Annotated in this window: 11 protein-coding genes and 1 tRNA gene; 1 reads left to right on the top strand and 11 read right to left on the bottom strand. The window is 30.3% G+C overall.

Features of this window, described 5'->3' with window-relative positions:
* Nucleotide 1: 1 nt before the first annotated feature.
* The 11 genes from EXC42_RS06015 to tyrS form a co-directional block, all read right to left on the bottom strand.
* Nucleotides 2–1,282, bottom strand: a complete 1,281-nt coding sequence (locus EXC42_RS06015) for a hypothetical protein (protein WP_129648861.1) — start codon at nt 1,280–1,282, stop codon at nt 2–4.
* A gap of 129 nt (nt 1,283–1,411) precedes the next feature.
* The gene (locus EXC42_RS01340) at nt 1,412–2,140 is read right to left on the bottom strand and encodes a class I SAM-dependent methyltransferase (RefSeq protein ID WP_012498177.1); all 729 of its coding nucleotides are present in this window, start codon (nt 2,138–2,140) and stop codon (nt 1,412–1,414) included.
* 312 nt (nt 2,141–2,452) lie between these two features.
* Nucleotides 2,453–3,493 carry an aminopeptidase P family protein gene (locus EXC42_RS01335; RefSeq protein ID WP_012498176.1) on the bottom strand — a complete coding sequence of 347 codons (1,041 nt, stop codon included), beginning with the start codon at nt 3,491–3,493 and terminating at the stop codon, nt 2,453–2,455.
* Nucleotides 3,494–3,539: 46 nt separating this feature from the next.
* Nucleotides 3,540–3,692 (bottom strand): 50S ribosomal protein L33, encoded by a 153-nt coding sequence (gene rpmG, locus EXC42_RS01330; protein ID WP_012498175.1) that lies wholly within the window; start codon nt 3,690–3,692, stop codon nt 3,540–3,542.
* 120 nt (nt 3,693–3,812) lie between these two features.
* Nucleotides 3,813–3,901, bottom strand: a tRNA-Ser gene (locus tag EXC42_RS01325).
* Nucleotides 3,902–4,026: 125 nt separating this feature from the next.
* Nucleotides 4,027–4,905: a CDP-diacylglycerol--glycerol-3-phosphate 3-phosphatidyltransferase gene (pgsA, locus tag EXC42_RS06010; protein WP_012498174.1), complete on the bottom strand. Its 879-nt coding sequence runs from the start codon at nt 4,903–4,905 to the stop codon at nt 4,027–4,029.
* Nucleotides 4,883–5,431 carry an MHJ_0274 family protein gene (locus EXC42_RS06005; protein WP_012498173.1) on the bottom strand — a complete coding sequence of 183 codons (549 nt, stop codon included), beginning with the start codon at nt 5,429–5,431 and terminating at the stop codon, nt 4,883–4,885. The genes pgsA and EXC42_RS06005 overlap by 23 nt, the downstream gene beginning before the upstream one ends.
* A gap of 118 nt (nt 5,432–5,549) precedes the next feature.
* On the bottom strand, nt 5,550–7,826 hold the full coding sequence (locus EXC42_RS06000; protein ID WP_012498172.1) for a bifunctional metallophosphatase/5'-nucleotidase: 2,277 nt from the start codon (nt 7,824–7,826) through the stop codon (nt 5,550–5,552).
* Between the two features lie 294 nt (nt 7,827–8,120).
* Entirely contained in the window at nt 8,121–8,519 is a 399-nt protein-coding gene (locus EXC42_RS01305; protein WP_012498171.1) for a cytidine deaminase, read from the bottom strand.
* Between the two features lie 104 nt (nt 8,520–8,623).
* On the bottom strand, nt 8,624–9,682 hold the full coding sequence (locus tag EXC42_RS01300) for an alanine/ornithine racemase family PLP-dependent enzyme (RefSeq protein WP_012498170.1): 1,059 nt from the start codon (nt 9,680–9,682) through the stop codon (nt 8,624–8,626).
* A gap of 17 nt (nt 9,683–9,699) precedes the next feature.
* The gene (tyrS, locus tag EXC42_RS05995) at nt 9,700–10,935 is read right to left on the bottom strand and encodes a tyrosine--tRNA ligase (protein ID WP_012498169.1); all 1,236 of its coding nucleotides are present in this window, start codon (nt 10,933–10,935) and stop codon (nt 9,700–9,702) included.
* A gap of 84 nt (nt 10,936–11,019) precedes the next feature.
* On the opposite strand from tyrS, the gene EXC42_RS01290 reads away from it, so the two are divergent.
* A complete protein-coding gene (locus EXC42_RS01290; protein WP_012498168.1) occupies nt 11,020–11,907 on the top strand; it encodes a DegV family protein in 888 nt (295 codons plus the stop codon).
* Nucleotides 11,908–12,107: the final 200 nt, after the last annotated feature.

Genomic DNA, 12,107 nt, shown 5'->3' with positions numbered 1-12,107 from the left:
ATTAATCCATCAATTCTTTTAATTCTTGTATTATTTTTTCAACAATAAATATGTTAGTTGCATTTATTGAAACTGTTTTATTATGTTCCTTAAAATAAATATTAAATGTTTTCAATCTATCCAAAAACAATTTGAATTTATTTTTATCAAAAAATGATAATTGAATCATGCCGACTTCTTCAAATATGATAAATTTATATTCTTTTGTGTTTTTTAAGTTATTTTTTATATATTCTATATTTCTTTTAATTTGGCTTCTTACAGTTTCAACTTTTAAATAGTCTTTTTGTTGCATTAAATATTTTGGAATTTTTATTTTAGTATTTTCTTGATAGTACCTTTTTGAAAGCTCATTAGACATGACCATGACAATCAGGCTATTATTGCAATTATTAAAAATTTTTTCCTTTGAATACATTATTATTAAATTATTAGGCAATTCATCTTTTAAAAGAGTTAGCTCGTTTCAATTTTGACTTAAGTATAACTTGCTCTCATCATATAGTATTAGCTTATCTTTATTTTCGTTAGCATATTCTAAAACGTCTTTTTTGTTTAAAATGCTCATCTTATTTAAATTAAGACATTCCTTGACAATTATTTTTTCATTTATCTTTTTTAATTCTTTATATATACTATGTTTGTAAAATTCAACTATTGTTTTATTTTTTGTATTAAAGTCATTTTTTAGTATTTGCAATAAAAAAGCGCTAATGGAGCTTTCTTCTCCACTAAAATCATTATGAAAAATAATACCATTATTCATGTTATATCTGTTTTTATCTCAAGAAATTTTATTTGTTTTCAAGAAATTGTCCAAATTTTTAATTCCTAAAAAATCTTTGTAGTTATTAAAATCTATATTTGTTTTGAAATCTCTAATATGATTTGAATATGGATGAACCTTAGAAAATTTTTTAAAAAAATTGATAATTATTTTTGTTCTTATTCAATTAGCAAAATTATTAAAAAATTTTTTTCCATAAATTATTTTTTTAGCTGTCATAATTGCAACGGACATAAGTCTTTTAATAAATAAATTTGAGTTTAGAATCTCATTTGTCAAAAAAATATCAAAATGAACTTCATAATCAAAAGCAAGTAATTTAAATAAATCATCAAATGTTAAAAACAGTTTATTATTAAATGCCACTTCTTCATCAATTTTTCTATTTAAAGTTTTGTGAATATTTATTAATTCTTCTTTTAATCATTTTTTATTATGACGTTCAAATTTTTCTTTTACAAATATAACGTCAATATCGGAGTTTTTCTTTTGCAAGGAAGATCCGTACACGATGATTAAGATATCATCGTACTTTTTTATAATTTTGTCTAGTTCATTTTTAATGCTTATTCAAAATTTCATTTGCTCTAATTATATATTTCAATTAGCTTTTAATTTGCTGATTTATTTTAGTCCTTTAGCTTTTGCGAAAACATAAAAAACAACTGGGTAAGAAATCTCTAGTACTCATTTAGCCTCTTGGCTATCATCACGTTTAAAGCTCTCTACTATTTCAAAGCCAAACTCGTTAGTTAGTTGAACAATATCTTCATGACGGTAGAATCTTGTTTTAATGTTATGAGGTTCTAGAATTTTTTCGTCTGACAAAGTATCAAGATAATTTACTTTTTTAGTTTCGGTTCAAAATTTACAGTACTCATCGTTTGAAAACATATCATGAACAGTAAAAATGTATTTACTATTTTCGTCTTTTAGTAGTTGGCGGATAAGCTTTAGAAAAGCTCTAATATCGTTTGCTGCTGTTATGTTAGAAAAGCCGTTAAAGCTAAATAAAATAAGGTCATATTTTTCGTCTTTAAAATCATATTTTAAGATGTCGCTAATAACAAATTTAGTTTGTTTTGATTCGTTTAATTGACTGGCCAATTCAATCATTCTAGTTGAAATATCAATTGCTAAAATATTGGCTTCAGGAAACATTTTTTGCAAAGCGAAAGTCGTTCTACCTGTGCCGCATCCCAAGTCTAAGATTTTGATTTTTTTAGGAAATGATGTTTGGTATTTTTTAAGCAGATCATTCTCAGATTTTCAAAACCCTAATTTTGCAGTATCATGATATTGTTTGAAATTCTTACTATTTTCGTAATAGTTAATTAATTGTGTTTTTTCCATAAGTTTCTCCATTAGCAACTACAAAGATAGTAGTAATAAGTGATATTGTATTGGTTAGTATTTATATATGTTTTAATAGAATTAAACTTTTTTACTTAAGCTTTCTTACTTGCAACTTACTTTTTATAAGTAAGAAAATTATATCAAAACGATATTTGCTGTTATTTTAAAAACGTGTGTAGCGTATCATAATAAAACGTTTTTTATAATCTCACTTTAGATCAATTTTTAATATGGAGTAGAAAAATATTAAATAAAAAATCTTCACACTTAAACGATGAAGAAGATTTTTTAATGTCTTTATTATTGAAATTATTTGTAGTCTTCAGGACGGCTTAGAACTCTTGCGCCATCAGCAGTAACTAGAACGGTATCTTCAATTCTAGCACCACCTAGATTTTCAATGTATATGCCAGGTTCAACGGTAATAACCATGCCAGGTTCAAGAATAGTAGTAGCGCTTGCTGAGACTCTTGGCAGTTCATGAACATCAATTCCTACACCGTGCCCAGTTGAGTGAGTAAAGAATTTACCAAAACCATGTTGTTCAATATATTCACGGCAAACTTTGTCAATTTCGCTAGTGCTAATCCCTGGTTTAACCGCTTCTCTTCCCAATCTTTGCGCTTCTATTACAACATCTAAAACTTTAATTAATTCTTGGCTCTTTGGCTTTCCAAAGAAAAATGTTCTAGTAATGTCACTAGCTCAGCCATCAAATTGTGCTCCAAAGTCAACTTTAACAATATCGCCATCGGCAAGTTTTCTTGCTGTTGGGTGGTGATGCGGTTCAGCGGCGTTGCTTCCAAAAGCAATGATTGATTCAAATGATTCTTTATCGGCGCCAAATAAACGCATCAAATATCCAAGTTTGTTTGATGCTTCTAGCTCGGTCATTCCAACTCTTAAAATTTTTCTAAGCTCTTCAAAAGCTTGCAATGAAATATTACATGCTTCTTGAATTTTAGCAACTTCCTCTTCGTCTTTTTTGATTCTGAATTGTTGAGCAGAAATTTCGATAAATTCGGCATTTGGTAAAATCGTTTTAAAAGTACCTAGAGTTTCTAGACGTAAATAGTCTTTTTCAACTCCGATTTTTTTGTAGTTCTTTTTAGCTAAAAATTCAGAAAGAGCTGTTCCTTCAAGCAACTTAATTTCAACATTTTTGGCACTTTTTGTAACATATTCGATATAACGACCATCAGCAAATAAAAATGCTTTACCAGGCTCAATTACTAAATATCCATCTGAAGTTTTGACATTAGCATATCAAAGTCTAGTTTGAGGCGATTCTGAAATAATTGCATCTAGTTTATGTTCGTTAAAGATTTTGTCAAGTTCTTGTTTTAACATTTGAGCACTCCTTAGTTTAGTATGTTGTTTTTGTAACCTTAAATAACTATTTTTTTTCTTTGTGGTTAGTGTGTTGGTTGCATTTTGGACAGTACTTAGTTACTTCCATTTTATCTGGGTGTAACTTTTTATTTTTTTTGGTGATGTAGTTTTCCATTTTGCAAGTTTCACATCTTAAAGTAAGACCTTCTCTTGGCATTGTTTTTCCTTTCTTTTAAGTCAGTTAATTTTTGTATAAAAGTAGTTTAAAAGTTATTTAATATTATATACAAATATATTTTAATCGCTAAATTAAGCCACAAAAATTGCATAAAAAAAATGGCAGATGGTAAGGGATTTGAACCCTTGAATGAAAAACTCATTATTAGTTTTCGAGACTAACCTCTTCAGCCACTCGAGCAACCATCTAAATCCTTTTTAATTATAATGTTTTTACTTAGCTTTCTTGTAATTAAATGCAATAATTAAAAAGTTTTATAGCAAGAAAAATCAAAAAACAACCTAATTTAGGCTGCTTTTTTAATGAATTATTATTAAGCGTTTTGAGTACTATCAACTTGCGCTTTTGCTTCTTCTTGATCTTCAACTAGAGGAACACTATCTTCAGCGGTATGATGATCGTCTGATGTGTTTTCCGTGGTTTTATTATCCGAGTTTTCATTGGCTTTATTGTCAAATTGTTTTTCTAGTTCTTTAACTAAGTCTTCTCTAATTCCTTTTAGATACTTAGTCATATAAATAATGCCACTTACTCATGAAATAATTAATCCGGCTATTAAAGTTAAATTAACATAGATTAAAACATATGATTTATCGTTGTTTTCTTTATCTTTTAGATGTGTTAATCAAGGGCCGCTAAAAGCAATGGCTAGTATTGCAAAAGAAACTAAAATAGTTTTGATTTTTCCTCAAATATTAGCTTGAATCTTAATATTTTTCTTTGAAGCATACATTCTAGTACCATCAACCATAATGTCTCTTACGATAAATAAAATAACAATTGGTCAATAAGTGAAATTTAGCATTGCTAGAAAAATTAGCATCATATTAGTAGCAACTTTATCGGCAATTGGATCAAAAACTTTGCCAAATGCTGAAATTGTTTTAGTTTTTCTTGCGATGTGTCCATCAACAAAATCGGTTATCATAGCTACTATAAAGATAGTAACATTTAATCAATATAAAACTGATTGTCAAATTGGGTGTCCTGATCCCTTTAGTAAAATACCTTCATATCAAAATTCAGTTTTTGATCCATTAGTTTGCAAAGCAAACATCGCAGTCATAATAATTAAAAACGGAATCATCAGTAACAATCTAGTTACAGTTAATCAATTGGCTGCTCCAAATTTATTTTTATTTATTCTTATTTTTTTATCTTTGGGCATTTTATTTTTTTTCTGCTTCTTCATAGAATTGTCTCCTAATTGATTTTTTTACAAGCTCTACATATTCTTGCTTTCTTTGGGTTTGTGGAATCGCTGCATACTGAGTTTTAAAGTATGTGATGGTATTAGGAATTTTTTTATTTCAAAGATTACAGTTAGTTATGCTAAGAGTCTCACAATGATCAAGGAAAGTTTTATATTGAGCATTGTTAACAAAAGTATAAACAAAATCATCACGCTCGATTAGTTTTTTAATTAGTTTTGTTGCGCCATTTTTAATACTGTTCATTTTAATATCGCCAATCGAGACAACAAAACTTTTTAACTGTTCTTCGGTGTAAAATATAATCTCTGCAAATGACATAACATACTCATTGAAGATTTCTAAATCTTTTTGTTGCTTGATTGCTTCCGCCTTAGCAGCTTTTTTCTTTAGCAGTTTACCTTTGATCGCTTTTCAAACAATAAAAGTAATAATAAAAGCACCGAGTAAGCCTAGGATAACGTAGATAATTATTTGCGCAGTTGTATTATTTTCGCCGGGTTTCATTTTTTCCTCACAATATAATTCAATAATTATAACCGACTAAACCTCAATCACAAATAAACAAAACTAAAAAAGTGTGCTATTTGTAACACACTTTTCTAAATGCAATTATTAAATGCTTTTAGTTTTTGGGACTAATTTTAATTCCGCTAGTGATTGTTCAATTTTCGCCATCTTTTTTACCATACTCTTCCATTACTTTAGCAAAAGGACTTTTCTCAATTTCATCTTTAGAAGTGCTATTTAGATATTTGCCATATGCAACTAAACTTTCAATTAAATCTTCGCCTTCATAGATATCTCTAACGCCTTCTGAACCTTTTTTAAGCATCGTGTAACGATCACCACCAGTAAAGATGTAATCATTTGAAACTACAAAGTATTCTTGATCATCTTGAATTTCTTTACCATTAATTTTTAAAGTTCCTTCTTTAATGGTATATTTTCTAACTTTTTTGCCAGGGTTGTTTTCGGCTTCAACATCTTCGTATTCAATGTCCATTGAAACATTATGTGAGTATTGGCCAAACGCACCACTACCAACTGAAGCAACACCATGGGCAAACATTGCTTTTAGTTGTTTGCCTTTAATACCAACGGCAGCAATACGGTTGCCAAAAGGCGCAAGTGAAAGCATGTCACCCCGTGTGATAGTTTTGGCTTCAAGATCAGATCTGAGACCACCACCGTTCATAAGCCCAATTACGTTGTCCATTGAAAGGCTGCCGGCTCTTTCTGGTTTTATTGAATTAGTGAATCGTCATGCTAAAGCATCAGAAGCAAAAATTCCTAGATTAGTTGGTTGTACTCTACCCCTTCAATAAGGAGTGCCATTTATATTAACAGTATCGACATGTTTGAAAGAGAAAGCGCTAGTAAATAGTTCTTCGTTTTTGATTTTTTCAAATTTTCTTTCTAATGGCTCTACTAGTTCACGATATTCAGGACTTAGTTTTGAACTTGTATCATGTAGGCCGCTATTTAGGATTTCAATTTCGTTGATGTCTCAAAGTTTCTGTTGCATTGATTTGATGATACCTTCTTTTTTCGAAAATACAAAGTTCATATCACCAACATATTTTGTGTAAGCTTCGGTTTGGGTATTGTAGTTAACAGGATTATTGGCAATTTTATGAACATCCACTTTAGTATGACTGTGGCCATCAATAAATAAATCAATATCCGGCACTTGTTGAGCAACATAGTCAGAATTCCACTTAACATTTGATCTACCAACGCCTAAGTGTGTGATTGCCATAATTAAATTAACATCTTTGTGTTTTTCTTTAATTTCAGCTACTACTCTTTTAGCGGCTTCGGTTGGATCTTGGAAATTAACATCTTTTGAGTTGTTAGGGTGACTCGTTCATTGCGTATCAGGAGTTGTAATACCTAAAACTGCTACTTTCATGCCATTAGATAGTTGCTTAATAATGTATGGTTTAAAGACATGTTGGTCGCTAACATCTTTACCATCAATTTTGTGTCCTTGTTTTCAGACAATATTTGATGATAAAAATGGCATACCTTTGGCACTAGTTTCTTTATCAATTTCTTTAATATGTTTAAGACCAAAATCAAATTCGTGGTTACCAACTGCTACGGCTTGATAACCCATTTTTTGTGCCATTCTCGAAATTGTTCAGCCCTTATCAGAATCATTCATTGGCAGCCCTTGAATTAGATCACCGGCTGATAGAATTAACTCAGCCATACGACGTTTGTAGAACTCAGCTGTTCCAGTCATACCTGAGTAGTTGTTATAACGACCATCATCAGCTAAAATTCTTCCATGTTCATCATTGGTGTGGAACATACGAATTGTTTGTTTATCGCTTAAGAGTTCTAAAACTCTTAACTCTTGATAACTAGCTTTAATTTTGCTAGTCATTTCAGTAACTTCTGATTTTTTGCTATTTACGTATTCAACACGTTGTTTTGTTAATTCGGCTTTCTTTGTTTTGTCTTTTTCCTTGTTGATTTTCTCTTTAATGGCTTTTAGTTCTAAACCATATTTTGTGATCGTTTCAACATTTTTTGAAATAGTATCAAGATATTCTTTTCTAATTATCTCTAGCTTTTCTTCAAATTCTTTATCAACTTTTTCAAGCATCTCATTTTTAAGATTAGCTAGTTCTTCTAGTGAAGAAGCTTTAGATACTCTTGAATAATATTCATCAATTAAAGGCGAAATTTTCGAAGTAATAACATCTTTAATTTGCCCATTTTTGACACTTTTTAATTCATCTAACTTACTTAAGTAAAGGTTTTTTTGCTTATCTAATTCCTTGTTTTCGCTTGTTTTTTTATTGTCGCATGATGATGCAACAATCGCAGGAACAAAAACTGTAGGTATTAGAATTGATCCAGACAGTAGTAGTTTTTTTCAGTGTTTCATTGATGTATCCTTATCTTGTAATATTTATTGTATGCACCTAATTTTAGTTGCCTATTTATTATTTTGTTTTTATTTGAAGTTTCAAGTTGACAAATTTAATTTAGTCAACAAAATGTATGGGTTTAGTTTTATTTTTTAAGACAAATAAGTTAAAATTATTGAGCCGAAATTTGCTGTTCATTGTGTTGCAACTTTTAGTAATACAAAAGCATGTCTCTTGTTAATCTTGTAGCAAAAATAATAAAAAAGACCCGCATCCGAAGGTAGGGAACAAGTCTTTTTTATTATTTTTTGTTATTCAATGATATCTTTGTCTTTTACTTGATATGGCACCATGTCTTTAATGGTGTGAATTTCTTTTTTAGTTAAATCATTGTTATAAATGTAAACGATACCATCTTCGCGTAAAAAATGCGTGATTACTTGTAAGCAGCCAGAGCATGGATAAAGCAAGTGTTTTTTGTTGCTAATTATATGAATTTCTTTAAAATCACCAACTTTAGCACCATAGGCAACGCTGCCGAATAAAGCACTTCTTTCAGCACATAGTCCACTTGGAAAGGCGGGATTTTCGCAATTAACTCCATAGTATTCAGTGCCACTTGAAGTAATAGCTAACGCTGCCACTTGAACACCTGAATATGGTGCATGTGCTAATTGAAGTCGTTCTTTTAGTTTATTAATATTAATCATAAAAAAATTTTATCACAAATTATTGACAAATAAATGTCTAATTAATAGATAAAAATAGCAAAAATTTATTTGCTATATCTTAAACGTCATTTTTAATTTTGCTCTTATTCAAAGACTTTTTCGACAAATTTTGAATTAAATAAATAAAGCAAACTACCTCAATCTAATCCAAAAGTAATAATGTCGCCGGCTTTGTAGTTGATTTTTGAATCTTGCGCATTAATAATCAAATGGTCGCTTGAGCCACCTAAAATTTTTAAATCAGGATCGTAAGGGTACATCGCATCAAACATAGTATCTAGTTTACCGATTGCTAAAATAAGTCTTTTAATATCACCAATGTCCTCAAAAACTGGTTTATGGCCAAAAGCGTCAATGCCGCTTTTGCCAACTGGTAAAGAACTTTTATAATCAACTTCAACTACTTCAGCTTCACATCTAAAGGTATCACGAAACATACCATCAATTGTTTGACGATACATATCTTCGGTGCCAAAAATCATAGCAAAACCCATCCTTAAAAAATTAACTTCAGTAGGCATGGTATTTTCTCAAACCATGTGCAAGCTAAGGGAATTTCCCCCAGAAATATGTTTAAGTTTTAGGTTATATGTTGTTTCAATGGCTTTTTTAAGTGAAACAAATTTATCCATCGTCTCTTTTGATGGCACACGAGCGCCATAACAGCCAAAATTACAACCAATGCCAATTAAATTAACGCCCCGATATTCTAAGATTTCTTTTACAACTTTTAAAGTATCTTCTGGCAAAATACCTTCACGGCGGTCGCCCATATCAATCATTAAAACGATATCATGTACTTTATTGACTTTAAGACAGTATTCACTAATCGCTTTAATGATAGTTAAATCCCCATTTAGTGATGAATCACAAAGTTCAACTAGCCGTGGAATTTCTTCTAGCATGGGAAGTCTTAACATTTGTTTGTGACCCGGAATGTCTTTGTAAACTTCAAAATTATCTAGTCGTGAATCGCCAAAATAACGAATGCCGGCTTCATAGTAAAGTTCGGCCATTCTTCTTTGCCCAACAAAACCTTTCGTAACAGCTAGAACTTCAATATTTTTAGCCTTACAAATCTCAATTGCTTTTTTAATATTATTTTTAAACTTAGCTTCATTAATAACGATACGTGGATACATTGTTTAGTAAAATATTCCTATTTTTTTATTAAGATGATAAATTCTTTTTTGCCTTTTTTAAGTAAAGCAAATTCGCTATCAAAGTTATTAAAACTAATTATTTGATTTTCATTGTCAACAACAACACCATCGATTGCAAAAGATTTTTTTTGCACAAATTCACGGATTTCTCTATTTGAAGTGCAAATACCGCTTGCTTTAATAGCTTCAATAAACTTTTGATTAGGTTTTATTTCATATTCAGGTAAAGTGCCTCTTAGCATTACAAGATCATTTTTAGTAAGACCATTGTTTGATTTCGCAAATAAAATATCGCTAATCTTAATGCATTGCTCTGCTATTTCTTGTGAATGAATATCTTTAACAACTTCGTAAGCAAGAGCTTTTTGTGCAAGCCGAGCCGCTTTATTATTCTTAGCTTGATCAATAACTTTTTTAATTTCTTCTTGGCTAAGGAAAGTTAGTCAATTTAAATACTCCTCAACTTTTTCATCACTACGGTTTAAAAGAAATTGATAAATTGCAAAGGGACTTGTCATTTCTTTGTCAAGTCACAGTGAACCGCCACCAGTACTTTTACCAAATTTTTTGCCACTTTCATCTAACAATAAATTCGCAGTAATAGCAACAGCGGTTGAACCTTCACCGTGCAATTTTCTAATTATTTCAAGCCCGGTAGTAATATTTCCTCATTGATCAGAGCCACCTAATTGAATTTTTACATTCTGATTTTCGTATAAATATTTAAAATCTCAGCCTTGGATAAGTTGATAACTGAATTCTAAAAATGACAAACCTTTTTCTAGTCTAGTTGCAATGCTTTCTTTACTTAGAAGGTAGTTAATATTTACAAGCGGGCCAAGTTTTCTTAAAAAATCTAACATGCTTCAGTCTTTGTAAATCGCAAAATTGTCAAAAATTGTAAGACCAAATCGCTCAAGTTGCTTCTTAATGGCATTTTTATTGGCAAGAATAGTTTTTTCATCTAGTAACTTGCGTTCGGCTTGACGATAACTAGGATCACCAATCATCCCGGTAAGACCCCCAAGGACAGCTAAAGGTTTAAAACCAAATTTTTTGAAGCGTAAAAGATTAACAATTTGAACATAATTACCCAAGTGTAAACTTTTGGCAGTGGGATCAAACCCAGTATAAACACCGACATTACTCTCTAAAGCATTGAATTTTTCTTCAGAAGAAATATTGCTAAAAATGCCCCGATTTTTTAGTTCAACAATGAGATTTTTTGTCATTTTTTTATTCCTTTTATGCAACTTATTGTAGTAATTAATTATAATTGAATAATTCTGAACACAAATGCTAATTTAAGGAAAATTATGAAGATAAAATTTATTATTGATTCATCAAGCGGACTTTCACAGCAAGAGGCTCGAATGTTCGGATGAGAGCTAATGCCTTTACAATCTGATATTGATGGCAAAACTTATCAAAATGGCGTTAATATGGATGTTGAAGAATATTCAAAAATTTGAAGAGCTAATAAAAAAGTGGCCGCTTCAACAAGTATGACACCACTAGGATTGGCTGATCAAATTGTTAATGAATTTATTAATGACTATGACATGGTAGTTATCTATCCAATTTCAAAACACCTTTCAAGTCAATTCCAAATGTTAGAAAATTTCTATAAAGATAATCCTAAAGTTTATGTTGTTCCGTCAAATAAAATTTCATTTTTAATGGTATTTGACTTACTTGTTGCTGAAGATGCTCTTAAAAAGGGTGAATCATTTGAAAAAATCAAAGAAATTTTCGCACAGCCAAATATGACACCGCTATTAATTCCCGAATTTAACGATGCCTTAGTTAGAGGGGGACGTCTTTCAAAAACGGCCGCTGCTGTTGCAAAACTGTTAAAAATCGTGCCAATTATCAAATTTGAAAATGGTGTTTTAGAAAAAGCTGGAATTGGAAGAGTCTTTTTAAAAACTATTTATAAATCAATGAAAACTATGTTTGAAGAGTACCAAGCTAAAGCTGATACCGAAAACAATTACGTGCCAATTATCATTCACGCCGCTAGCGATAAAATCGACGAAGTTGTTACTAACTTTAAAGAAATTACGCAAATGGATAAAGTTTATGTTTCAAAGCTATCTAATGATGTTGCGATCCACACAGGTATTGGTGCAATTGTCTTTTGCATCGCTAAATTACCAGCTCATTTAGTTTCGGAATTTGCCAAAGTTAGCGAAATTAAATAGTTTTATTAAACAATTGTGTTTTCAAACTAAAACAAAAAAATCACCATTAGCTCCCTAAAAAGCCAATGGCGCATTTTTTTTGAATATATATTTTCTAAGATAGAGGTTGGCTTAGAAATTTTATGTATATTTACAAGTAAATGGCTAACAGTAACATATATTACTATTGTTACAACTATAAAAAAGTAATGTGAATAGTT

Origin of the sequence: Metamycoplasma arthritidis, from assembly GCF_900660715.1 — a bacterium.
In the GTDB taxonomy this organism is placed as follows: Bacteria; Bacillota_I; Bacilli_A; order Mycoplasmatales; family Metamycoplasmataceae; genus Metamycoplasma; species Metamycoplasma arthritidis.
The sequence above is the reverse complement of the archived record's forward strand: the minus strand, read 5'-3'. Positions and strand labels throughout refer to the sequence as shown.